Below are 22,243 nucleotides of genomic sequence, written 5' to 3' on the forward strand. Positions count from 1 at the left end.
TTATTCGAGCACGCCCAAGCCGTGCTTGGCAATGATGTGCAGCAGCCGCTGGGCGAGTGGATTGGGCGAGTTCGCTGAGGACTCCCACCTTTTTACGGTGGATGTCGAGGTGCCCAGATAGCTGGCAAACACGTCCTGGCTTACATTCAGCTCCTGGCGCAGGCGGCGGATATCGGCCGCAGTGATCTCCTGCCGGGCCAAGCAGGCGGCGTCGTAGCCGCGCATGGCCTCCCGGTCCAATGCCCCGGCCGCCTGCAAGCCGGATGCGGCGCTGTGCACGGCCTCGAAAGCGCCCGGGCGATATTTCAGCTGAGCCTTACTCATGGCAGATCTCCGTCAAATCCTTGTTTGCAATTGCTTGTTCAAGCGAATCTTCGGACATTCGCTCATAGTCGGCGGCAAGCCGGCGAAATATCTCCAACTCGTCGCGCTGTATATTTTCCCTGTCCTGCTTCTGAAATAGATAGACGAGTATCCAATTCCGTCGCCCCTTGGCCAGAACGATGGCGCGGTCGCGATTCTGATTGAGGCGCTTTTTCCACACTCCACCGCCGAGATCGTCTGCCTTGCCCTTCCTGATGTGCTCGATGGCAGCGCAAAGTTCGTGGTCGGCAATGCCTCGCTTGATGGCCGCTTTTGTGAACCAGCGTGTCTTGAATACTCGTGCCTTCGGTTCTTGCTTCACTATAGCACCCTGGCAGGCCAAAGCGGGATTTCACCTTAGGCTGACTGGAATCCCGAGATGTTGACGCTGCGCATAGGCTGGGCGAAAAAGCGGGCTGGCGTGATACCATCGCGTGCGATAAAAACACGAGAAATAATTATCGGATGAAGTCGTTCTTCCGCATGTACAAGTGCTGTGTGAGGGCTATACTGGCGGTGCCGGCAGCAATTGCAGTGCTGGCGCAGAATACCGTGGCAGCGGCTGACGACCACCCGGTCGTCTTGATCTCGCTGGACGGTTTCCGCGCCGATTACCTGGGGCGCGGCGCCAGTCCCCACCTGGAGCGGCTGGCGGCGCGCGGCGTGCGGGCCCAGGCCATGCGCCCGTCCTACCCGTCGCTTACCTTCCCCAACCATTACACCCTGGTCACCGGCCTGCGCCCCGACCACAGCGGCATGGTGGACAACACCATGGAGGATGCGGCGCGCCCCGGACAGAAGTTCGACATGCATCAGCGTGAGCAGGTGCTGGACCCGTTCTGGTGGGACCAGGCGGAACCGGCCTGGGTCACGGCCGAGAAGCAGGGTATGCGCACCGCCATCCTGTTCTGGCCCGGCGCCGAGACGCCCATCCACGGCGTGCTGCCCACCTACCGCATGCGCTTCGACGACGACATCCCCGCCGATCGCCGCGCCGACATCCTGCTTGGCTGGCTGGATCTGGCCGGAGAACAGCGCCCCGGCATGCTGGCCCTGTACCTGAGCGATGTCGACCACGCCGGCCACGACCACGGCCCGGACAGCAGGGAAGTGCTGGCCGCCGTGGCGCGGGTGGACGCCGCCGTGGGCCGCTTGCAGGACGGCCTGCGCGCACGCGGCATCGACGCCAACCTGGTGATCGTGTCCGACCACGGCATGTCGGCCAACGACCCGGCGCGCACCATAGACCTGAACCGCGTCGCCCCGGCCGGCGGCTACCGCCTGCTCACGCGCGGGCCCTCTGCCGGCATCATCCCGCAACCGGGACGGGAGGTCGCCGTGGCAGCCGCCCTGCTGCGCCCGCACCCGCACATGCAATGCTGGCGCAAGCAGGACATCCCCGCGCGCCTGCATTACGGCAGCCATGCGCGCGTGCCGTCCTTGTACTGCCTGGCCGAACCGGGCTGGAACATCCGCGCCGGCGACCAGAGCGACAAGCGGCTCAAGGCCGGCAGCCACGGCTACGACAATGGCGCGCCCGCCATGCAGGCGCTGTTCGTGGCGGCCGGGCCGGCGTTCCGCCAGGGCGTACTGCTGCCGGCCTTCGACAACGTCGATGTCTACCCGCTGCTGATGCGCCTGGCCGGCTTGCCGGCCCGTCCGTCGGACGGCTCGCCGGACACGCTGCAGCAGGCGCTGGCGCGCTGACGGAACCGGGGCAGGGCGGCGCGATCCAAGCATTATCGCCACCCGCCAGGAGCAGGCCATGCCGCGCACCATGCTGGGCCATAACCAGCTGACCCCCGAGATCCTGCTCGACAGCATCTACAACAACGCCACCGAATTCGCGGTCTTCACCATGGACACGGAGGGCCTGGTGACCAGCTGGAATATCGGCGCCGAGCTGATATTCGGCTGCCGCGCCGACGACATGCGCGGCCGCCCCACCGACATGCTGTTCACGCCGGAAGACATCGCCCGCGGCGAGCCGCGCCGCGAAATGGCGCAGGCCGCCGCCACCGGCCGCGCCGCCGACTACCGCTGGCACCTGCGGCGCGACGGCACGCGCTTCTGGGCCGACGGCGTGCTCTCGCCGGTCTATGCGGGCGGGCCGCAGCCTGCCGGCTACCTGAAAATCCTGCGCGACATCACCCAGCGCAAACAGGACGAGGATGAAATCCGCCGCCTGGCCACCAGCGATCCCCTGACCGGCCTGGCCAACCGGGCCGCCTTCGACATGCAGAGCGGCGAACTGGCCGCGCTGTCGCAGCGCAGCGGGCGCTTCCTGCTGTTGCTGCTGATCGACCTGGACCAGTTCAAGGCCGTCAACGATGCGCTCGGCCACCAGGCTGGCGACGAGCTGCTGCGCCAGGCCGCCGCCCGCATCCGCCAGGTCAGCCGCGGCAGTGACTTCATCGCCCGCCTGGACGGCGACGAGTTCGCGTTGATGCAGCTGGACGCGCCCTCGGCCATGGCGGGCGGCGCGCTGGCCGACAAGCTGCTGGCCGCACTGGCGCAGCCCTTCCTGCTCGATGGGCGCGAGGCCGGCATCAGCGCCAGCATCGGCATCGCCATCTGCCCGCTTGATGCGGCCGAGGCCGGCGCGCTGCTGCGCAAGGCGGACCTGGCGCTGTACCAGGCCAAGGATGGCGGGCGCAACCGCTTCCAATACTACACGGATGAACTGGACCAGGCGGCGCACCGCAAGAGCGCCGATGTGAGCGAGCTGCGGCGCCTGGTGGCGCAGCGCCGCTGCCGGCTGGCCTACCAGCCCATCGTGGACGCGGGCGGCAGCCATACCCGCGCCGTGGAGGCCCTGCTGCGCGTGGCGCCGGACTCGGTGCTGGCCCAGTATCCTGTCGATTACGTGGTGTCCCTGGCCCAGGAATACGGCCTGCTGTGGGAGATTTCGCACTGGTGCCTGCCCCTGGCCATGGCGCAGCTGCGGCGCTGGCACGACGGCGGACGCCCCGACCTGCGCCTGTGCCTGAACGTCTGCGCGCGCGAACTGATGGATAGCCGCTACCTGGCGGAGCTGGACAGCGCGCTGCAGGCCTCAGGGCTGCCGGCGGCGGCGCTGGAAATCGAACTCACCGAGCGCGACGTGATCGAACTGGAAAGCCACGGCAGCCAGGTGCTGTACTGGCTGCGCGAACGCGGCTGCGGCCTGGTGCTGGACGATTTCGGCACCGGCTATTCCTCGCTCAGCTACTTGCGCCGCCTGCCGGTCAGCGGCATCAAGCTGGACAAGAGCTTCCTGATGGACGTGCCGGGCGAGGCGGACGCCAACGCCGTGGCCGGCAGCGTGATCGCGCTGGCGCGCCAGCTGCGGCTGCAGGTGGTGGCCGAGGGCGTGGAGCGGTGCGAGCAGGCCGCCTTCCTGGCGGCCCAGGGCTGCACCCTGTTCCAGGGCCATTTGTATGCGCCGGCCCTGGAACCCGTCGAGCTGGAGGCCTGGCTGCGGCGCGAGGCCGCTACACCAGGCCCAGGTCCTTGCCCTTGACCCCGAAGATGTGCTCGACCTGGCCCGCGTTCAGGCCGTACATGCGTGCGAACAGGCCGCCGAACAGGGCGCGGTATTCGTTCAGCACCGGATAGTCGCGGTTCTGGAACAGGGTCGTTTGCACCAGCTGCTGCTGCTCGCCGCGCACCTTGCCGCCCTGGACTGATCCGCCCAGCACCCAGTACACCGAGCCGTGGCCGTGGTCGGTGCCGCGGTTGCCGTTTTCGCGGAAGGTGCGGCCGAATTCGCTCAGCACCACCACCACCGTGTTGTTCCACTCCGGTCCCATTTCCTGGGCAAAGCCGGCCAGGCCGCGTCCCAGCTCGTCCAGCCGGCCGGCCAGGTAGCCGCTGCCGTTGCCCTGGCCGACGTGGGTGTCCCAGCCGCCCACGTCGACGAAGCCGATGTTGTACTTGTCGCGCATCAGGCGCGCGATGCGGCGTGCCTCCAGCTCGAAGCCCTTGGCCGTGATGGCGTTGCGGTTGGCGGCCGCCATCTCGCCTATCATCTGCTTCATCACGTCCTCGCGCACGGCAAAGCCTTCCTCCACCTGTTTTTCCAGGCGGGTGCCCTGGTACATGGCGGCGATCAGCTTGCTCTGGCGCGGGTCCAGCGCCGCCTTGCTGACATTTCGCAGCGCCATGTTGGGCACTTGCGCGCCGCCCTGCATCACCAGCGGCAGCTGGTCGGTGAAGGAAATGGTGCTGGCCCGGTCCGCATTCAGGGTAGTGGCCAGCCGGTTCAGGAAGCCGGAGCGGTAGTCGCGGCTGCGGTCCAGCGGCTGGCCCAGTTCGATGCTGTCCTGGGTCTCGAAGTGGCTGCGCGACAGGTCTTCGGTGCCGGCAAAGGGCACGAAGGCGGCCTGGCCGGCCTGGAACAGCGGATAGACCGAGTCGCGCAGGGCCGGGTGCAGGCCCCAGTCGGCGTCGATGGGCAGGGCCGTGTTCGGCTCCGCTCCCGGTTTCGGGATGGCGATGTTGGGCCGCACCTGGTAGTAGAAATCGCTGGAGATGGGCACCAGCAGGCTGGCGGCGTCGTAGCCGCCGCGCATGAAGACCACCAGCAGCCGGGGATTGCCGGCCGGTGCGGCCCACAGATTGCCGCCCAGGGCGGCCAGCGGCAGGGCCGCCATGGACTGGAGCAGGGTACGGCGTTTCATGATGGCGTCTCCTTGGCGGTGCATTAGCGGTGCATCAGTTCGGGCGAGGACAGCAGGAAGGCGTTCCATTCCTGCGGCGAATTGGCCTGGGCCAGCGCCTCGCGCGTGCGCGGTCCCAGCCTGCTCTCCAGGCTCTGGTAGTACAGGGCGTTGGCCAGCTGCGGGAAGGCCGGCTGTTCGACCGGTTGCGGGCCGTCGGTCTTGAACAGGCCGGCGTTGCCGGAGCCGATGGCCTTGGCAATCTCGAAGCGGGTGCTGAGCTGCCCCGAGCTGGCCCAGCCCGACTCGGTCAGCGGATAGCCGTCCGGGGTGGCGCGCCCGTACAGGGGCTCGCCCATGCGCTGCAGCCATTGCATCATGGGGCCGGCGTTGAGGATGGCCTTGTCGTCATAGGCCAGGCGCACGGCCGACACCACGTAATGGGCCGGGTCCTTGAACTTGCGGCCCAGCGACTGCGCGAATTCGGGGCTGGCGATCATGGCCTGCATCACGCTGGCGATGTCGCCGTCTGAAGATGTGAACGCGCCCGCCATGCGCTCGACCAGGGCCGGCGGCGGGTCGTCGGACACGAAGTACAGCGCCAGCTTGCGGCTGATGAAGCGCGCCGTGGCCGGGTTGCGGCTCAGGCGGTCCAGCGCTTCCTCCACTTCCGCCAGGCCTCGGCCCTTGATAGTCTGGCCCAGGAACACCTTGTCCTTGTAGTCGTGGCGGTTGGGATTGAACTCGAACAGGCCGCGGCGCACATACTGGTCGGCCAGCTCCTTCTTCACATTCGGCTTGGCCCCTCCCAGGTTGATGCCGACCCCGGTCAGGATGCGCGCCAGTTCCTGCACGTCGCGCTGGCTGTAGCCGCCATCCACGCCCAGGGTGTGCAGCTCCATCAGCTCGCGCGCGTAGTTCTCGTTGATGCGGTTGGCGGCGTTCTGCTCGTTGTCCAGGTACCGTATCATGGCCGGGTGGTACAGGGTGGCGCCCAGCAGGTCGCGGAAACGGCCCAGCGCATGGGCGCGCACGGTCTGCTCGTAGTCGCCCACCAGGCCCCGGATATTGCTCTTGTCCTTGCTGACCGTGAAGTGGTTCATCCAGAACCAGGTCATCTGCTCCTGCAACTGGTTGGGCGAGTACACGGCGCGCAGCAGCGAGCGGCTGGCGGCTTCCTTGGCCAGCCGGTTCAGTTCCTGCTGGTAGGCCTGCTGCGCGGCCTTGCGCTGCTCGTCGGTGGGCGCGGTCTTGTCGGCTTCCTTGCGCCGTTGTTCCAGGTCTTCCACCAGCTGGTCCAGGGGACGCTGGGAGATGGTCATGGCGTCGATCTGGCTTTGCACGGCGGGCGGCAGCACGGCTGGCGCGGGCCGCAGCTGGCGCTCCAGCCAGGCCTGGTAGCCCTGCTGCTGGGCCTGTTGCCAGGTGCTGTAGTTGACGCCCCAGGTGAGGCGGTTCAGGGCCGGCGCCAGCTCGGCCGGCGGCACGGTCTGCGCGGTCCGGGGGGCGGTCCCGGCGCAGCCGGCCAGCAGCGCGGCGGCGCAGGCGGCCATCCAGCGGCGGCCGGATATCATCGGTGCATGCATGGCTACACACGTTTCGGTGGTGGAGGTGCGGCTCAGTATAGGCCGAAGCGGCGCACTGTGCCGTATGAGTTTGTATCGGATGTAACAGCACGTTAAGTTGTTGTAGATCAACATCAAGCAGTGGCCGCTGCGTATGCTTTTTCTTTCCTTTCCTCAATCAATTGGAGTCGACATGAAAGAAATGGCTTTGATACTGCAAGGCGGCGGCGCGCTGGGCGCGTTCGAATATGGCGCTGTGACGCGCCTGGTGGAACTGGGCTGGACCCCGCGCGCCGTGACCGGCGTGTCGATAGGCGCCATCAACGCCGCCGCCGTGGCCGGGGCGCGCGGCGGCGACATCGTCGCCAGCCTGGACGCGCTATGGGGCGCCATCACGATGCCGTACGCGCCGCTGCTGCCGCCCAGCAAGCAAGGCTTCCTGTCCGCGTTTGGCAATCCAAATTTCTATCATCCGCGCCATGACTACCTGAACCTGCCCAAGTGGACCAGCCTGTACGACACCAGTCCCATGCTGGACACCCTGGGCCGCCTGTGCGACTTCGGGCAGATCAACGACGCCGCCCATATGCGCCTGGGCGTCACCGCCACCGACCTGCACACCGGCGCCCTGGCCACATTTTCCAACCACGCACCGGAACGCGAGCACCGGCTGCAGCCGCAGCGCCTGACGCCGTCCCACATCATGGCCAGCGGCAGCCTGCCGCCCGGCTTTGCCGGCACCGAAATCGAGGGCCGCCAGTACTGGGACGGCGGCTTGTTCAGCAACACGCCCATCGACGCCCTGATCGACCTGCTGCTTCCGGATGAAATCGGCAGCCTGCCCATTTTCACGCTGGACCTGTTCCCCAGCGCCGGACTGCCGGCGCCGGACAACCTGATGGACGTGCAATCACGCGCCACCATGCTGCAGTACCAGAACCGCTTCTGGGCCCAGTATGGCGCCCATGGCGATATCGCCGCCTTCGCCGCCACCCTGGACGCGCTGGAGGAGGAACTGCCGCCCGGCAGCCCGGTGCGCCAGCGGCCCGACTACCAGTGGCTGCTGCGCCGCCGCGCGCTGCGCAACCTGCAGGTGGTGCAGGCGCCCGAGCCGGTGATCACCGGCGCCTCGGACTTTTCGGCCTACGGCATCGCCCAGGCGCGCCAGTCCGGGCGCGACGCCATCGACCGCCATTTCGCGGCCCAGGCGGCGCAGCCCGCACCAGCGGCCAAGCGCCTGCGCAGCGCAGCCTGAGCGTTGAAAAGGTTGTAAAAATGGGTGGCTGAAAAGGCAAGTGGAGCGCCTCGAGTGCGCATTGGTGCTGGGCGTTCCGTTGCCGCGCTATACGGTCGAGGGGCTGGCGCAAGCCATGGAATGGATAGCCGAAGGCAAATCGCGCAACTGGAAATACGAGAAATGAGGGGGAGATAAAAACGGTCAGCGGGGCTTGGGCTGATCGTGAAAGCTGTTGCTGTTGCTTGCGGATCGACCGATCACAGGCAAAGCGTTGAAGGGCGCCGGTTACCGCATGCCGGCGCCTGGCATGGCACAGTCGCTTAGTGCATCGATGCGGTGGACAGGTCTTTCAGTTCCTTGATCGGGATCTCCGATTTTTCATGCATGCGCAGCAGGATGGTGGCTCCCACTGCCAGCTTGCGGTGGCGGATCTTGCTGATAATGGGGGGCTGCACTTCCAGCACCCGGCACAATTCCGCGTCGTTCTTCAAGTTCATTTTCTCGATCAAGGTGTCAAGCAGCTTGTTGGGCACGAAACTGGAAGGTTCCAGTGCGCGCGCCCGGTTCATGGCCTCGATCAATTCCAGCTTTTTTTGCCTGACGCTCATTCTCTCCTCCTTTGCGGTATATGTCGTCGAAAAAAGCTCTCCCAGCTGGTTAGTTACACATTCATCGGCACACATTCTTGGTGAATGTGGTGCGCGACTCAACATTCTTAGTAACCAAGCAAGTTGATCTCAATAATACTACTAGAAGAAAAAAGAGGGCGCGTTTAACAAAAAAATTACTTTGTTCTTTGCTCAAACGGGTTGACTTATAGTGATTTCTGCAACCCGGATTTGGTCAATTGTAGGATTTTGTCTGTCACGGCCGCCGCCGCCTGGGAGTGCGTGACCATGATGGCGCAGGCGCCGGTACGCTTCAGTTCGCGATGTAACATTTGCATGATATTCAAGGCGGTTTCGGGATCCAGGTTGCCGGTGGGTTCATCGGCCAGGACCAGGGCCGGCTGGTGCACCAGGGCGCGCGCGATGGCCACGCGCTGCAGTTCGCCGCCGGACAGCTGGTGCGGGAAGTCGGCCTCGCGCCCGGCCAAGCCGACCGCGGCCAGCATCTCGGCGGCGCGCTGCTGCGGGCGGCCGTTGAGCAGCAGCGGCAGCGCCACGTTCTGCAGCAGGGTGAGGTGCGGCAGCACGTGGAAGGCCTGGAAGATGAAACCCATGCGTTCGCGCCGCAGCCGGGTGGCGGCCGCATCATCCAGGGCCGCCATGGCGACGCCGTCGATGACGATGGGCGTGGCGCCGGGGGCGGCATCCGGCGTATCCAGGCCGGCGATCAAATTCAGCAGGGTGGACTTGCCGACCCCGGAGTCGCCCATGATGGCAGTGAATTCGCCGGCCTGGAAGGTCCAGGACAAATTGGCCAGCACGGTACGGCCTGCGTAGGATTTGGAGAGCTGGCGCAGTTCTAGCATCGTTGTGTTCTAGTGTTTGGAGGGTGTTTCAAAAGGAGCAGGGCTAGGCGCAACGACGAAGACAGTGCGCCTGCACGGCGAGGAGTTGCAACGACGCTATGCTCATTTTGAAATGCCCTCTTAACGGGTAAGGAGCCGGCGCAGCCAGAAACTCGCCGCATCCACCAGGCCCACCAGCAGCAGCATGGCGAGGATGACGGTGGCGGCCGGCTGCATCTGGAACAGCGACAGGTGGTATTTCAGCATCTGCCCCAGGCCTCCGGCGCCGACCACGCCGAGGATGGCGGCGGCACGGATATTGTTCTCCCAGCGGTACAGTGTGTAGGACAAAACCTGGGGCAGTATCTGGGGCAGGGTAGCATAAAAGAAGGCGGAAATGGCTGTGGCGCCGTTGATACGCAGGCTGCGTTCCGGCAGCGGCGCGGCGTTTTCCAGGGCGTCGGCAAATAGGCGGCCGAGCACCCCGGCAGTGTGGGCGGCCAGCGCCAGGGTGCCGCCGAAGGGACCGAGCCCGGCCGCGATCAGCATGATGGAAGCCCACACCAGTTCCGGTATCGAGCGCAGCACGTTCAGGACCAGGCGCAGCGGCCCGCGCAAGGGGCGGCCCAGGCGGCCCGACGCCGGCAGCGCCAGCACCAGCCCGGCCAGCACGGCCAGCAGGGTGCCGAGGGCGGACATGGACAAGGTCTCCAGCGTGGCCCAGCCCACCTTGGCGAGGAAGGGCGCCGACAGCGTGGGCGGCGCGAAGCCGCCCAGCAGTTCCAGCGTGCTGGTGACGGCTTCCACGGTGAAGAATTCGGCCCATTTCAGGGGCAGGGTCCAGAAGCTGGCGGCCACCAGCAGCAGCACGGCGGCCAGCAGCAGGCGCACGGTCCAGTCGCGCGGCGGCGGGGGCGGCAGGGTGGATTTCGTGGTGATGGTCATCCGAGACGCTTCCTCAGGATTTTGGAAACCAGGTCGGCCAGCGCCACCAGCAGCACGAACACCAGCAGCATGGACGCCACCTCGCCGCCGGCCAGCATCTTCATCGATTCATCCATGCGCTGCCCCAGGCCGCCGGCGCCGACAAAGCCCATCACCACCGAGCCGCGTATCGCGCATTCCCAGCGGTAGATGGTGTAGGACACCAGTTCCGACGCCGCTTCCGGCAGCCCGCCGTACAGCAGGGCCGGCAGGCGCCCGGCGCCGTTGCGCAGCAGGGTGTCGCTGGCGTGGGCGTCGGACGATTCCAGGATTTCCGCATACACCTTGCCCAGCATGCCGCAGTAGGTCAGCGCAATGGCCAGCACGCCGGCGGTGGGGCCGAAGCCGATGATGCGCACGAAGATCAGGGCCCACACCAGTTCCGGCACGCTGCGCAGCAGCACCAGCAGCCAGCGCACCGCATGGCGCGGCAGCGCGGCGGCGGGGCGCATGCGGCCGGAAGCGAGGCGCGAGATGGACAGGCGCTCGGTGATCAGCAGCGTGGCCGGCACCGCGCCCAGCAGGGCCAGCGCCAGGCCGGCGGTGGCGATGGCCACGGTTTGCCAGGTCTGCTGCGCCAGCATGGCCAGGAATTCGGCGTCGTGCGCGGGCTGGAGGAAATCGGCCAGGAAGCGTCCGGTGGCGGACAGGCTTTGCCAGTCCAGCAGAATCCACGGCTTGAATTCGCTCAGCACCAGCGTGGGCCACAGCAGCAGCAGTGCCACGGCTGCCATGGCCACGCGGCCGCGCCAGGCGGGATCGGGATGGCCGGCCCCGTATGCGATGGTGGAGGTGCTCACAGGCAGGCGCCGACGTCGAGGTTGGGAATGTGCGCGCGATCTTGCGTGTGCTCCTGCGCGTGTTCCTGCATCGCCGGCTGCGGCGAAGCGGCGCCGGCGCCCTGGTACAGCGTGGCGATCAGCTCCGGCGTGACCTGGGCGCGCGGCAGGTCGAAGGCGATGCGGCCGCCCTTGAGCGCGACGATGCGCGGGAAGTGCGCCAGCGCCAGCTCCACCTGGTGCAGGCTGCACACCAGGGTGGCGTTGCGGGCCGCGGCTTCCTGGCGCAGGGTGGCCAGGGTCAGTTCCGACAGGGCTGGATCGAGCGCCGACAGCGGCTCGTCCACCAGCATGGTTTCAGCCTGCGACAGCAGCAGGCGCGCCAGGCCGCAGCGCTGGCGTTCGCCGCCGGACAGGCGGTCCACGCGCGCATACAGCTTGTCGCCCAGGTTGAAGCGCGACAGGGCGTCAAACGCCGCCTGCGGATCGGCCGGTTTCAGCAGCGAGGCAAAGGCGCGCCAGAAGCCCCATTGCGGCAGGCGCGCGGCCAGCACGGCCGTCACCACGCGCTGGCGCGGCGGCAGCGGCGGCGATTGCGGCGCCAGGAACAGGCGTGCGCGCAGGCGGTGCCGCTCGCTCTCGGCCAGGTCCCAGGGATCGAGGCCGAACGCCTGGAAAGCGCCGCTGTGCGGACGCTGGGCCAGCGCCAGGGTGGACAGCAGCGTGGTCTTGCCGGCCCCGGAAGGGCCGATCAGGGCGATCTGTTCGCCCGGCTGGACCAGCAGGTCGAGCTGCTCCAGCGCGGGCGCCGAGGCGGCGCCACCGGCCGCGTGGCGCACCGTCAGGTTGTGCAAGTGGTAGGACGGCGAGCTGCCGGTGGTGCGGACTGCGGACATCGGAACTTACTTCAGCAGGCCGGCGTTCTTGGCGGCTGCCTCGATAGCGGTGTAGTTCTCGGGCTTGGTGGGGATGAATTTGGAGGCGCGCTGCAGGTCCATGATCGCCTTGTCCTCAGGCTTCTTGGGATCCAGGGCCAGGAAGGCGTCGGTCAGCTTTTTCTTCAACTCGGGATTGATGTCGCTGCGCACGGTCCAGTTGTAATCGTAGTAGGGCGGGGTGGTGTAGAACACGCGCACCACGTTGGGATCGACCTTTTTCTCGGCCACCAGCTTTTCCCACACCGAGATGTTCAGGGCGCCCGCGTCCACCTTGCCGCCGGCCACGGCGGCCACGGTGGCGTCATGCGCGCCGGAGAAGGCGATGCGTTTCAGGTCGGTGTCCGGATTGATTTTCGCGGCCAGCAGGAAGGAGCGCGGCATCAGGTGGCCGGAGGTGGATGACTCGGAACCGAAGCTCAGGGTGCGGCCCTTCAAGTCTTCCAGCTTGTGGATGTCCTTGTTGGTGGTGATGAACACGGAGCGGAATTTTTCGTCCTCGGCGCGCTGCACCAGCGGCGTCACTGTGCCCTTGCTGCGTTCCTTGGCCTGCACGAAGGTGAAGCCGCCGAACCAGACCATGTCGACCTTGCGCGTGATCAGGCCTTCGACAGAGGCGGCATAGTCGGTCACCGGCGTAAACTCCACCTTCATGCCTATCTTCTTCTCCAGGTATTCGCCCAGCGGCTTGAACTTGCGCTGCAGTTCGGTCGGGGCCTCGTCGGGGATGGCGGTCACGCGGAACACGCCGGACGACGATTGGGCCTGGCTGTGCGCGGCGGCCAGCATCAGGGCGGCGCCGCAGCCCGCCGTTACCAGTTTGCGCAGGAAGGAGATAGTCATGAGGGTGTAATCCTTATTCTTGGTTTGGAATTGTGAATCTTGAACGCAGCACCAGTTTTCCGTGGGCGCACGGTTAGCTGGCGCACCTCTGTGAAAACGGATATTCAGCTATGATAACAAAATTGGCATCCACAGCAGGGCGGCCGCGGCCGTTCTTGCCGTCAGCGCAATTGCCGCCATTACTACCTATACAGGGGACTTTATGCAGATGACCAGCTCCGTGGCGACTCGTGCCGTTTCGCCAGCCGCACATGGCCAGCCCTCGCGCACGACCTTGCCACCGGAGCCGCGCGCGGCCCATGGTAGCGCCGCCGTCATTGCCGAAATCAGCGCCGGCCTGCTGGCGCCCTCGGCCCATACCTCGCCCAAGTATTTGTACGACAGCCTGGGCTCGAAACTGTTCGAAGCCATTTGCGAACTGCCCGAGTATTATCCCACACGCACTGAAGCCGGTATTTTCAGGCGCAACGGCGCCGACATGGTGCGCGAAATCGGCGCCGGCAGCGCGCTGATCGACCTGGGCGCGGGCAATTGCGCCAAGGCCGCCAGCCTGTTCCCGCTGCTCCGACCCGCGCAATATGTGCCGGTCGATATCTCGCGCGATTTCCTCACCGACGCCGTGGAGCGCCTGCAGCAGCGCTTCCCTGACATCGAGATGACGGCGCTGGGCCTGGATTTTTCCAACGGCTTCGAATTGCCGGACAGTGTGCGCGGCAAGCGCCGCCTGTTCTTCTACCCCGGTTCATCGATCGGCAATTTCGCCCCCCGGGACGCGATCGCCTTCCTGGGCGGCCTGCGCGCCAACGCGGGCGAGGGCGGCGGCCTGCTGATCGGCGTGGACCTGATCAAGGACAGCGAGGTACTGGATGCGGCCTACGACGACGCCATCGGCGTGACGGCCGCCTTCAACCTGAATTTGCTGCGCCACCTGAACCACCTGGCCGGCGCGGACTTCGAGGTGCGCCAGTGGAAGCACCACGCGTATTTCAACGAGGTGGAAAGCCGTATCGAGATGCACCTGGAAGCGCGCGAGGCGCTGACGGTGCGCTGGGTGGGCGGCGAACGCCGTTTTGCGCGCGGCGAACGTATCCACACCGAGGACAGCTACAAGTACACCCGCTCGTCGTTCCTTGGCCTGCTGGAGCGCGGCGGCTTTGCCGCCAACAAGGTGTGGACCGATCCGCAGGGCTGGTTTGCCGTCATCCACGCCCACGCCATGCAGGACTGAACACCATGGACATGCATCCCCTGGGCGGCCTGGCGCCGCTGTACCAGACCGTGCGCCGCCGTTCGCTGGCGCTGGCCGAACCCCTGAGCGACGAGGATTGCTGCGCGCAGTCCATGCCGGACGCCAGCCCGATCAAGTGGCATTTGGCGCACACCACGTGGTTCTTCGAGACCTTCATCCTGGAGCGCATGGAGCCGGATTTCCGGCCCTTCCATCCGGCTTTCCGGGTGCTGTTCAATTCCTATTACAACGGCATAGGCGAGAAGCATCCGCGCCCCAAGCGCGGCCTGCTGACGCGGCCCTCGCTGGCCGAAGTGAAGGCCTACCGCGCCGATGTCGACGCCCGCATCGCCCGCCTGCTGGCGCACGGGCCGGACGCCGGACTGCATACCTTGGTCACCCTGGGCCTGCAGCACGAGCAGCAGCACCAGGAGTTGATGCTGACCGACGTCAAGCACCTGCTGGCGCAAAGCGAGCTGCTGCCGGCCTACCTGGATACACCGCTGCCCCGCGCCGCCGCCGCGCCGGCGCTGGAATGGCTGCCGTTCGAGGGCGGCCTGGTGGACATCGGCTACGGCGGCAAGGGCTTCTGCTTCGATAACGAGCAGCCGCGCCACCGCCAGTACGTGGCGCCGTTCGAGCTGGCCTCGCGCCTGGTGACCAATGGCGAATACCTGGAATTCATCGAGGCCGGCGGCTATACCAACGCCGACCTGTGGCTGGCCGAGGGCTGGGACTGGATACGCACGCAAGCCCTGCAGGCGCCCATCTACTGGCTGCGGGGCGCGGACGGCGCCTGGAGCGAATTCACGCTGCACGGCGCCGGGCCACTGGACGCGAACCGGCCCGTCACCCATATTTCCCTGTTCGAGGCGGCCGCCTATGCGCAATGGCGCGGCGCGCGCCTGCCGACCGAGGCGGAATGGGAAGTGGCCGGGCAAACGCTGGATTCCGGCCTGCCGTGCGAGGTGGGCGGACTGCATCCGGCCGGGGCCAGTGGAGAAGGCTTGCGCCAGCTGTTCGGCCAGTGCTGGCAGTGGACCAGCAGCAGCTACGCGCCGTATCCCGGTTTCCAGGCCGCCGCCGGCGCCCTGGGCGAGTACAACGGCAAGTTCATGGTCAACCAGTACGTGCTGCGCGGCTCATCCTGCGCCACCCCGGCCGGGCATGCGCGCGCCACTTACCGCAATTTCTTCCCGGCCTCGGCGCGCTGGCAGTTCACCGGCATCCGGCTGGCGCGCCAGGCCGCCCACAGCTGAGGGCAGACCAGGGCCAGCGCCGCCAGCAGCACGCACAGCCAGCCCAGCACGTTGCCGTAGCGGGTGTACACGGTGTCCACCTGGGGCGGCACCGTCACGCGCGCCAGCAGCGCGCTGCCCGGCATGAAGGCGCTGTCCCGGCGCGCCAGCACCCGGCCGTAGGGATCGGTCACGGCCAGCTCGCCCTCGCGCGCGTTGCGCACCACGGTATAGCCGTTTTCCACGCCGCGCAGCAGGGTGATGGCGGTGGCCAGCCTGCCGTCGATGCCGAAGTCCCAGGCCGGCACCAGCATGGCCTCGGCGCCGCGCTGGCCGTAGTCGCGGCCCAGGGTGGCGAAGTGCATGTCCTTGCAGATGGCGAGGCCGTGGCTGATGCCGCCCATGGTGTGCTGGGCGTAGCCGGAGCCGGGCAGGAAGTTGTGCCCCGAGTCGCGCTCGGGCGGCGCCAGGAAATGCTTCTGGTAGTCGGCCGCGATGCCGCCCTGCGGCGACAGCAGCCAGGCCAGGTTCAGGCGCGTGGCGCCATCCTCGGTGCCCACGCCCATGGCGATCCACACATGCAGGCGCGCCGCCACCGATTCGAAGTGGCGCCGCGCTTCCACGGCTTTTTGCGGCGTCATCAGGGCGATTTTCTCGGGCAGCAGGATGACTTGCGCCCCCTGCGCCGCCAGCTGTTCGATGTGGCGTTCATACTGCTGCCAGATGGGCGCCGTGTAGGCCGGGGTGGCGCGCATGCCGATCGGGTCGTCGATGGCGGCCAGGCCGTACACGATGGTGTGGCCGTCGGTGGGGGCTTTCAGGCGCTGCACGCCATAGCCCAGGGTGGCCATTACGACCAACAGCGCCAGCATGCGCGCGGCCCAGCTGTGCGGGATGGCCCCGCCTGCGCCGCCGCGCGGGCTGAAGGCGATCCCGAACGCCATGGACGAGGCGAACAGCGACATGGCGAATATCAGTCCCGCCGTGCCGGCCAGGGCGCCCAGCTGCAGCACCGGCAGGAAGCCGGCCTGCGTGTAACCCAGGCCGCCCCAGTTGCCGTCCGGGAGCAGGGCCGCCAGCAGGGTGTCGATGGCGGTCCACAGCACCGGGTAGGCGAACACGGTCCACCAGGCCTGGTGGCGCAGCACGAAGCGCCGCGTTTGCATCACCACCACCAGCCACAGCGCGGCCTGGCCCAGCATGGCCAGCACGGCGTAGTGGACCGGCATCACGACCAGGAAGTAGGGCAGGTTGGCGCTGGCGCCGACCAGGGCCGCCAGCAGCGTGGTGCGGCGCGCCTGCACGGTGCTGGAGCGCAGCGCCAGGGCCAGTAGCGGAACCGGGGCCAGCCAGGCCATCCACCAGACGGGATCGAGTCCCACCACGAAACGCAGCGCGATGCCGATGGCAAGCGCCGCCGCCAGACGCCGGTTGCGCGTCAGCCAGGGCAGGGGATGGTGGTGATTTGACATGCCACGATTGTAAGTCCAATCGCGGCTGGCGGGAGAAAAAGCTGTGGCGTGGCGCCAGCCGCCGCACCGCACGTGGCGCTACGGCGGCAATCGCCGCTGGCCGGGCGGCTGGCCAGGATGCAGGCCAGGCTGCTCACCAGGCGGCTGAACAGCTTACCGGCCAGGGTTCTCGCCAAGTTGCCGGCCAGGTTGCGGGGCAAGCGGCTGGCCAGGCCGCTGCGCAGCTTGCCGGCCTGGCTGCGGATCAGGCGGCGGTGGCGGCCTGCTGCTGGGCGCCCGCAGCTTCCTTGGCCTTGAGCTGGCGGTTCACGGCGCTCAGCACGGCCTTGAAGGAGGCGGTCACGATGTTGCTGTCGATGGCGGCGCCAAACAGTGTGGGGCCGTTGTCCAGGCGCAGTTCCACGTAGCAGGCGGCCTTGGCGTTGGCGCCGGAGCCGATCGAATGCTCGTGGTAGTCCATCAGGCGCACGTCCAGGCCGAGCGCGTTGACGAAGGCGTCGATCGGGCCGTTGCCGCCGCCCTGCAGGGCCAGCGGGGCGCCGCGGTGATTCAGGGTGACGTCGATCTGCACGGTTTCGTCGGCGCTGGTGTCCTCGGTCAGCTTGTGCGCGCTGTAGGCGTAGGGCACGGTTTGCTCGAAGTATTCGCGGCTGAAGATGCGGTGTATGCCCTCGGCGTTGATTTCCAGGCCGGTGGCGTCGGTCTCGGCCTGCACCGCGCGGCTGAATTCGATCTGCAGGCGGCGCGGCAGCACCAGGCCGTATTCCTGTTCCAGCAGGTAGGACATGCCGCCCTTGCCGGACTGGCTGTTCACGCGGATCACGGCGTCGTAGCTGCGGCCCAGGTCCTGCGGGTCGATCGGCAGGTAGGGGATTTCCCAGATCGCGTTCGGCTGCTGCTGGGCGAAGCCCTTCTTGATCGCATCCTGGTGCGAGCCGGAGAAGGCCGTGAACACCAGGTCGCCCACGTAGGGGTGGCGCGGGTGCACCGGCAACTGGTTGCATTCCTCGACCACCTTGCGCACTTCATCGATGTCGGAGAAGTCCAGGCCCGGGTGCACGCCCTGGGTGTACAGGTTGAGCGCCAGGGTTACCAGGTCGACGTTGCCGGTGCGTTCGCCGTTGCCGAACAGGCAGCCCTCGACGCGGTCGGCGCCGGCCATCACGGCCAGTTCGGCCGAGGCCACGGCGGTGCCGCGGTCATTGTGCGGGTGCACGCTGATGATCAGCGAATCGCGGCGTGACAGCTTGCGCGACATCCATTCGATCTGGTCGGCGTACACATTGGGGGTGCTGCACTCCACGGTGGAGGGCAGGTTGATGATCATTTTCTTCTGCGGGGTCGGTTCCCAGATGGCGATCACGGCGTCGCAGATATGCTTGGAGAAGTCCAGTTCCGTGGTGGAGAAGGACTCGGGGGTGTATTCGAAATGCCAGTCGGTTTCCGGGTGCTGTTTGGTCAGCTCTTTCACCAGCCGGGTGCCGGTGGTGGCGATGTTGGTGATTTCCTCGCGCGACATGCCGAACACCACCTTGCGGAACACCGGGGCCACCGAGTTGTACAGGTGGACGATGGCGCGCTTGGCGCCGGCCACCGAAGCCACGGTGCGGCGTATCAGTTCATCGCGGGACTGGGTCAGCACGATGATGGTCACGTCGTCCGGAATGCGGCCCTCGTCCACCAGCTTGCGCACGAAGTCGAAGTCGGTCTGCGAGGCCGAGGGGAAGCCCACTTCGATTTCCTTCAGGCCGATCTTGACCAGCAGGTCGAAGAAGCGCAGTTTCTTTTCCACGCTCATGGGCTCGATCAGGGCCTGGTTACCGTCGCGCAGGTCGGTGCTCATCCAGATAGGCGGCTTGGTGATGATGTTGTTCGGCCATTGGCGGTCGGACAACTGGACGGCGGGGAAGGCGCGGTACTTGGTGGAAGGGTTCTGCAGCATCATGGGGTACTCCTGGGTCGATTCAAAATAGGGGCGCGGCGGTGGCGCGTACGATGTGGCTACAGGCTGCCGGGCGGCCACGGGACACTAGGCCAGGCAACCGATCGGTAGTTGTAGCAGCAGGGTGCGCATGGTGCGCGGCGTGGCACGGATAAGCGTGGACATCGTTGCAAACTTTCCTGATTTTGAAGACTCGCCGGGCTTGTGGCCGGGCAGGGGGTACAGCTGGAGCGCGGATCAGGCGCGTGCTAGGGGACGCGCTGCTAGCGATAGGGCGCCGGCAGACGGTAGCAGGAAAGTGGATAGGTGCAGATGCGAGATCATAGTCCATGAAATGTAAGAGATGGCGGTGCCGGGTGTCAAGCTAATCTTTGCTTTCATGCATAATATCGGCCGGATCGCAACGCACACCATGGAATACTTAGACATGCAGAAACTACTCGCGGAATTGCGCAGGTTATACATGACCGACGTCCCCGCGGCCGGCACGCGCGTGCTGCGCCTGGCCTTTCGCCGTCGTAGCGAGGCGGAGGAAGGGGCGCACTGGGAGCAGCTGTGCGAGGTGGCCAACGCCTTGCAGCATGAACTGGGCTGGCCCGCGCCGGCGGTCAGCATCGACGGCGCCAGCAGCTATGGGCTGTGGCTGTCGCTGGCCGAGCCGCTGGCGGCGCCGCAGGCGGACGAGCTGGCGCGCCTGCTGCGCCAGTGCTATGGCGTGGATGTGGACATGCCCGCGGCGGACCAGCTGCCGCCGCGCCTGCATCCATCCACCGGCCTGTGGGCGGCGTTTATCCACCCCGGCATGGGTGCATCGTTTGCCGATGTGGCCGGACTGGACATGGAACCGCCTGAGGCAGGCCAGTTGGGATTCCTTGAAGGCCTGGACAGCATCACGGCGGCGCAGTTAGCGCAAGCCTTGAATCAGCTGCGTCCCCAGGCCGCCGCGCCGGCGCCGCTCGCGGCCGTTGCGGCCGTGGCGCCGGACGGCTTGCTGCTCAAGGACGCCACGCTGGAAGACATCATCCGCCACCTGCATTCCAGGAACATCGAACCCACCTTCCGCCACCTGCTGCCGAAATGAAAAAACAGTGTCCACACCCCCGGTGTCAGATCTGCCATTGGTACATGGGCCTGCCTGCGGAAGGCGGACTCATGTACCAATGGCAGATCTGACACCCGGGGGGACACCCGGGGGTGGACACCCAGGGGGGGCACCCACGGGTAGACACCGGTGGAGATACCGGAGGGCTCAGGGGGTGACGTCGATGCCGGGTGTGCCTGGTTCGAGGTGGCCGATCACGGCGGCGGCCTCGAAGCCTTCGCGCCTGAACAGGGCCAGCACGTCTTCCACGCTGGCGGCGTCGCAGGAGACCAGCAGGCCGCCCGAGGTTTGCGGGTCGGTCAGCAGGGCGTGCTGCGCCGCGCTGATCTCCGGAGCGAGCGTGACGTCCTTGCCGTAGGCCTCCCAGTTGCGGCCGGAAGCGCCGGTGAAAAAGCCGTCGCGCGCCAGCTGCTCCACGCCCGGCAGCAGCGGGATGCGCGACATCTCCAGCCGCGCCCGCAGCCCGGAACCGCGCGCGATTTCCAGCAAATGGCCCAGCAGCCCGAAACCGGTGACGTCGGTCAGCGCATGCACGCCCGCCAGCTGCGACAAGCCCTGTCCCGGCTTGTTCAGCTTGGTGGTGCTGGCCACCATGGCGGCGTAGCCGTCCGCGTCCAGCTGGCCTTTTTTCAATGCCGCCGACAGTACGCCCACGCCCAGCGGCTTGCCCAGCACCAACACGTCGCCGGCCCGGGCGTCGGCGTTGCGCTTGACCTTGGACGGATGGATCAGCCCCATCACCACCAGGCCATAAATGGGTTCCACGGAATCGATGGTGTGGCCGCCCGCAATCGGTATCCCGGCTTCGGCGCAGATCGATTCCCCGCCCTTGATGATCTGGCCTATGGTGTCGATCGGCAGCTTGTTGATCGGCATGCCGACCAGGGCCAGCGCCATGATGGGCGTGCCGCCCATGGCGTACACGTCGGAGATGGCGTTGGTGGCGGCAATGCGGCCGAAGTCGTAGGGGTCGTCCACGATGGGCATGAAGAAGTCCGTGGTGGCGATCAGGGCTTGCTCGTCATTGAGCTGGTACACGGCCGCATCGTCCGAGGTTTCGATCCCGACCAGCAGTTCCCTGGGCACCGGGAAGCCGCTGGAGCTTTTCAATATCTCCGACAGCACGCCGGGCGCGATCTTGCAGCCGCAGCCGCCGCCGTGGGAAAAAGAGGTCAGTTTGATCGGTCCACTACTCATGTTCGGTATCCTCGGAAGAAAAGCTACAATGGGCCATGCATGATCCTCATTCCACCCATCAGGCGTCGTTCCGGACCGCAGGGCCGCGGCAGCTGGCACAGGCGCTGCGGCATGCGCGAGATTATACGCTGGCCCTGCTGGACTGTTTTGCCGCCGCCGGCCTGGACGCCCCGCGCGGCTTGACGCGCCTGCCGCACTATGATCCGCCGCTGTGGGAGCTGGGCCGGGTGGCCTGGTTCGCCGAGTGGTTCATCCTGCGCCAGGCCGCGTCCAGCCATCCTGCCGACGCCGACGGCCACTCGCTGCTGGCCAAGGGCGACGACTGGTTCGACGCCAACACCGTGCCGCATCGCAGCCGCTGGAACCTGGACCTGCCTACGCCCGGCGCCCTGCGCACCTATGCCGGCGAGGTGCTGGACCGGGTGCTGGACCGCCTGGCGCGCGAGGCGGACAGCGATGACGCCCTGTATCCCTACCGGCTGGCGCTGGCGCATGAGGACATGCGCGGCGAGGCGCTGCTGTGCATCCTGCAGGAGCTGGGCCTGGAAGCGCCGGTGCGCAGCGGCGAGGCGGAGCTGGCGCTGGCGGCGCCTGGCGATGTCGCCTTCCCCGGCGGCGCCGTGCAGCTGGGCGGCGCGGGCCCCGGCTTCAGTTTCGACAACGAGCGTCCGGCGCACACTGTCCGCGTCGCGCCATTTGCCATCGCCACGGCCCTGGTCAGCAACGAGCAGTATGCCGATTTCGTCGCCGATGGCGGCTACCAGCAGCGCCGCTGGTGGAGCCAGGCCGGGGCCAGCTGGCTGATGACCCAGGAGCGCTCGGCGCCGCGCTACTGGCAGCGCGAGGGCGGCCAGTGGCGCACCTTGCGCTTCGGCCGCCCGCATACCCTGGCCGGCTCCGCCCCGGTGCGCCATATCAGCCTGTACGAGGCCCAGGCTTATTGCATGTGGGCCAACCGCCGCCTGCCCACCGAGGCCGAGTGGGAATACGCGGCCCGTTCCGGCCACGCCGCCTGGCGCTGGGGCGCATTGTGGGAATGGACTTCGTCGCCATTCGAGCCTTATCCGGGCTTCGCGCCGGACCGCTGGCGCGAATATTCGGTGCCGCACTTCGGCAGCCACCAGGTGCTGCGTGGCGCGTCCTGGGCCACGCCGGCCCGCTTGCGGGACGCTGCCATGCGCCGTTTCCTGGTCCCGGAACGCGACGATATCTATGCAGGTTTCCGCACCTGCGCCTGGCCGGGCTGAGTAGCGCTGGCGCATGGC

21 protein-coding genes are annotated in these 22,243 nt (G+C 67.0%); 8 read left to right on the forward strand and 13 right to left on the reverse strand.

Annotated elements, in window-relative coordinates; translation table 11 throughout:
* Together ACLB1G_RS26040 and ACLB1G_RS26045 are read right to left on the reverse strand one after the other, a co-directional pair.
* The gene (locus tag ACLB1G_RS26040; protein ID WP_491630172.1) at positions 1 to 324 is read right to left on the reverse strand and encodes a helix-turn-helix domain-containing protein; all 324 of its coding nucleotides are present in this window, start codon (positions 322 to 324) and stop codon (positions 1 to 3) included.
* Positions 317 to 685, reverse strand: coding sequence for a type II toxin-antitoxin system RelE/ParE family toxin (locus tag ACLB1G_RS26045; protein ID WP_491630173.1), 369 nt, complete (start codon positions 683 to 685; stop codon positions 317 to 319). Before ACLB1G_RS26045 ends, ACLB1G_RS26040 begins: the two co-directional genes overlap by 8 nt.
* Before the next feature lie 194 nt (positions 686 to 879).
* On the opposite strand from ACLB1G_RS26045, the gene ACLB1G_RS26050 reads away from it, so the two are divergent.
* Both ACLB1G_RS26050 and ACLB1G_RS26055 read left to right on the forward strand, forming a co-directional pair.
* Positions 880 to 2,070 (forward strand): alkaline phosphatase family protein, encoded by a 1,191-nt coding sequence (locus ACLB1G_RS26050; protein ID WP_491630174.1) that lies wholly within the window; start codon positions 880 to 882, stop codon positions 2,068 to 2,070.
* A 58-nt stretch (positions 2,071 to 2,128) separates the two neighbouring features.
* Positions 2,129 to 3,865: a putative bifunctional diguanylate cyclase/phosphodiesterase gene (locus ACLB1G_RS26055; RefSeq protein ID WP_491630175.1), complete on the forward strand. Its 1,737-nt coding sequence runs from the start codon at positions 2,129 to 2,131 to the stop codon at positions 3,863 to 3,865.
* Here ACLB1G_RS26055 and ACLB1G_RS26060 read toward each other — a convergent pair.
* Both ACLB1G_RS26060 and ACLB1G_RS26065 read right to left on the reverse strand, forming a co-directional pair.
* A complete protein-coding gene (locus ACLB1G_RS26060) occupies positions 3,837 to 5,024 on the reverse strand; it encodes a DUF1501 domain-containing protein (protein ID WP_491630176.1) in 1,188 nt (395 codons plus the stop codon). The two genes, ACLB1G_RS26055 and ACLB1G_RS26060, sit on opposite strands and share 29 nt — an antisense overlap.
* A gap of 23 nt (positions 5,025 to 5,047) precedes the next feature.
* Positions 5,048 to 6,577, reverse strand: coding sequence for a DUF1800 domain-containing protein (locus tag ACLB1G_RS26065; protein ID WP_491630177.1), 1,530 nt, complete (start codon positions 6,575 to 6,577; stop codon positions 5,048 to 5,050).
* A gap of 184 nt (positions 6,578 to 6,761) precedes the next feature.
* Between ACLB1G_RS26065 and ACLB1G_RS26070 the strand changes: the two genes are divergently transcribed.
* Positions 6,762 to 7,823, forward strand: coding sequence for a patatin-like phospholipase family protein (locus ACLB1G_RS26070; protein ID WP_491630178.1), 1,062 nt, complete (start codon positions 6,762 to 6,764; stop codon positions 7,821 to 7,823).
* Between the two features lie 40 nt (positions 7,824 to 7,863).
* Positions 7,864 to 7,989 (forward strand): hypothetical protein, encoded by a 126-nt coding sequence (locus tag ACLB1G_RS26075; protein ID WP_491630179.1) that lies wholly within the window; start codon positions 7,864 to 7,866, stop codon positions 7,987 to 7,989.
* A 136-nt stretch (positions 7,990 to 8,125) separates the two neighbouring features.
* Here ACLB1G_RS26075 and ACLB1G_RS26080 read toward each other — a convergent pair whose 3' ends face one another.
* From ACLB1G_RS26080 to ACLB1G_RS26105, 6 genes are all read right to left on the reverse strand, one after another.
* Positions 8,126 to 8,413 carry a hypothetical protein gene (locus ACLB1G_RS26080; protein ID WP_491630180.1) on the reverse strand — a complete coding sequence of 96 codons (288 nt, stop codon included), beginning with the start codon at positions 8,411 to 8,413 and terminating at the stop codon, positions 8,126 to 8,128.
* A 206-nt stretch (positions 8,414 to 8,619) separates the two neighbouring features.
* Positions 8,620 to 9,279 (reverse strand): ABC transporter ATP-binding protein, encoded by a 660-nt coding sequence (locus ACLB1G_RS26085; RefSeq protein ID WP_491630181.1) that lies wholly within the window; start codon positions 9,277 to 9,279, stop codon positions 8,620 to 8,622.
* A gap of 120 nt (positions 9,280 to 9,399) precedes the next feature.
* A complete protein-coding gene (gene phnE, locus ACLB1G_RS26090) occupies positions 9,400 to 10,203 on the reverse strand; it encodes a phosphonate ABC transporter, permease protein PhnE (RefSeq protein ID WP_491630182.1) in 804 nt (267 codons plus the stop codon).
* The gene (locus ACLB1G_RS26095) at positions 10,200 to 10,976 is read right to left on the reverse strand and encodes a PhnE/PtxC family ABC transporter permease (RefSeq protein ID WP_491630307.1); all 777 of its coding nucleotides are present in this window, start codon (positions 10,974 to 10,976) and stop codon (positions 10,200 to 10,202) included. Before ACLB1G_RS26095 ends, phnE begins: the two co-directional genes overlap by 4 nt.
* A 62-nt stretch (positions 10,977 to 11,038) precedes the next feature.
* Positions 11,039 to 11,917, reverse strand: coding sequence for a phosphonate ABC transporter ATP-binding protein (locus ACLB1G_RS26100; RefSeq protein ID WP_491630183.1), 879 nt, complete (start codon positions 11,915 to 11,917; stop codon positions 11,039 to 11,041).
* Between the two features lie 6 nt (positions 11,918 to 11,923).
* Positions 11,924 to 12,799, reverse strand: a complete 876-nt coding sequence (locus ACLB1G_RS26105; protein WP_491630184.1) for a putative selenate ABC transporter substrate-binding protein — start codon at positions 12,797 to 12,799, stop codon at positions 11,924 to 11,926.
* Between the two features lie 202 nt (positions 12,800 to 13,001).
* Between ACLB1G_RS26105 and egtD the strand changes: the two genes are divergently transcribed.
* Positions 13,002 to 14,027 carry an L-histidine N(alpha)-methyltransferase gene (egtD, locus tag ACLB1G_RS26110; protein WP_491630185.1) on the forward strand — a complete coding sequence of 342 codons (1,026 nt, stop codon included), beginning with the start codon at positions 13,002 to 13,004 and terminating at the stop codon, positions 14,025 to 14,027.
* Between the two features lie 5 nt (positions 14,028 to 14,032).
* Complete coding sequence (gene egtB, locus ACLB1G_RS26115) at positions 14,033 to 15,286, forward strand: ergothioneine biosynthesis protein EgtB (protein WP_491630186.1); 1,254 nt, start codon at positions 14,033 to 14,035, stop codon at positions 15,284 to 15,286.
* On the opposite strand, the gene ACLB1G_RS26120 is transcribed toward egtB, so the two are convergent.
* Together ACLB1G_RS26120 and leuA are read right to left on the reverse strand one after the other, a co-directional pair.
* Positions 15,208 to 16,737 carry a nitrilase-related carbon-nitrogen hydrolase gene (locus ACLB1G_RS26120; protein ID WP_491630187.1) on the reverse strand — a complete coding sequence of 510 codons (1,530 nt, stop codon included), beginning with the start codon at positions 16,735 to 16,737 and terminating at the stop codon, positions 15,208 to 15,210. The two genes, egtB and ACLB1G_RS26120, sit on opposite strands and share 79 nt — an antisense overlap.
* 244 nt (positions 16,738 to 16,981) lie before the next feature.
* Complete coding sequence (gene leuA / locus ACLB1G_RS26125) at positions 16,982 to 18,682, reverse strand: 2-isopropylmalate synthase (protein WP_491630188.1); 1,701 nt, start codon at positions 18,680 to 18,682, stop codon at positions 16,982 to 16,984.
* A gap of 460 nt (positions 18,683 to 19,142) precedes the next feature.
* Between leuA and ACLB1G_RS26130 the strand changes: the two genes are divergently transcribed.
* A complete protein-coding gene (locus tag ACLB1G_RS26130) occupies positions 19,143 to 19,760 on the forward strand; it encodes a hypothetical protein (protein ID WP_491630189.1) in 618 nt (205 codons plus the stop codon).
* A 168-nt stretch (positions 19,761 to 19,928) separates the two neighbouring features.
* Here the strand turns inward: ACLB1G_RS26130 and selD are convergent, their stop codons facing one another.
* Positions 19,929 to 20,978, reverse strand: a complete 1,050-nt coding sequence (gene selD / locus ACLB1G_RS26135; protein ID WP_491630190.1) for a selenide, water dikinase SelD — start codon at positions 20,976 to 20,978, stop codon at positions 19,929 to 19,931.
* Between the two features lie 35 nt (positions 20,979 to 21,013).
* Between selD and senA the strand changes: the two genes are divergently transcribed.
* Positions 21,014 to 22,225, forward strand: coding sequence for a selenoneine synthase SenA (gene senA / locus ACLB1G_RS26140; RefSeq protein WP_491630191.1), 1,212 nt, complete (start codon positions 21,014 to 21,016; stop codon positions 22,223 to 22,225).
* Positions 22,226 to 22,243 lie beyond the last annotated feature (18 nt).

This window comes from Duganella kummerowiae (genome assembly GCF_053572355.1).

Bases quoted from the DNA above. Each gene is read 5' to 3' on its own strand.
- selD (WP_491630190.1), bottom strand. From the start codon at position 20,978: ATGAGTAGTGGACCGATCAAACTGACCTCTTTTTCCCACGGCGGCGGC.
- ACLB1G_RS26060 (WP_491630176.1), bottom strand. From the start codon at position 5,024: ATGAAACGCCGTACCCTGCTCCAGTCCATGGCGGCCCTGCCGCTGGCC.
- egtD (WP_491630185.1), top strand. From the start codon at position 13,002: ATGCAGATGACCAGCTCCGTGGCGACTCGTGCCGTTTCGCCAGCCGCA.
- ACLB1G_RS26085 (WP_491630181.1), bottom strand. From the start codon at position 9,279: ATGCTAGAACTGCGCCAGCTCTCCAAATCCTACGCAGGCCGTACCGTG.
- leuA (WP_491630188.1), bottom strand. From the start codon at position 18,682: ATGATGCTGCAGAACCCTTCCACCAAGTACCGCGCCTTCCCCGCCGTC.
- ACLB1G_RS26040 (WP_491630172.1), bottom strand. From the start codon at position 324: ATGAGTAAGGCTCAGCTGAAATATCGCCCGGGCGCTTTCGAGGCCGTG.
- ACLB1G_RS26070 (WP_491630178.1), top strand. From the start codon at position 6,762: ATGAAAGAAATGGCTTTGATACTGCAAGGCGGCGGCGCGCTGGGCGCG.
- ACLB1G_RS26120 (WP_491630187.1), bottom strand. From the start codon at position 16,737: ATGTCAAATCACCACCATCCCCTGCCCTGGCTGACGCGCAACCGGCGT.
- ACLB1G_RS26095 (WP_491630307.1), bottom strand. From the start codon at position 10,976: ATGGCAGCCGTGGCACTGCTGCTGCTGTGGCCCACGCTGGTGCTGAGC.
- ACLB1G_RS26100 (WP_491630183.1), bottom strand. From the start codon at position 11,917: ATGTCCGCAGTCCGCACCACCGGCAGCTCGCCGTCCTACCACTTGCAC.
- ACLB1G_RS26130 (WP_491630189.1), top strand. From the start codon at position 19,143: ATGACCGACGTCCCCGCGGCCGGCACGCGCGTGCTGCGCCTGGCCTTT.
- phnE (WP_491630182.1), bottom strand. From the start codon at position 10,203: ATGACCATCACCACGAAATCCACCCTGCCGCCCCCGCCGCCGCGCGAC.
- ACLB1G_RS26055 (WP_491630175.1), top strand. From the start codon at position 2,129: ATGCCGCGCACCATGCTGGGCCATAACCAGCTGACCCCCGAGATCCTG.
- ACLB1G_RS26105 (WP_491630184.1), bottom strand. From the start codon at position 12,799: ATGACTATCTCCTTCCTGCGCAAACTGGTAACGGCGGGCTGCGGCGCC.
- ACLB1G_RS26080 (WP_491630180.1), bottom strand. From the start codon at position 8,413: ATGAGCGTCAGGCAAAAAAAGCTGGAATTGATCGAGGCCATGAACCGG.
- ACLB1G_RS26065 (WP_491630177.1), bottom strand. From the start codon at position 6,577: ATGATATCCGGCCGCCGCTGGATGGCCGCCTGCGCCGCCGCGCTGCTG.
- egtB (WP_491630186.1), top strand. From the start codon at position 14,033: ATGGACATGCATCCCCTGGGCGGCCTGGCGCCGCTGTACCAGACCGTG.
- senA (WP_491630191.1), top strand. From the start codon at position 21,014: ATGCATGATCCTCATTCCACCCATCAGGCGTCGTTCCGGACCGCAGGG.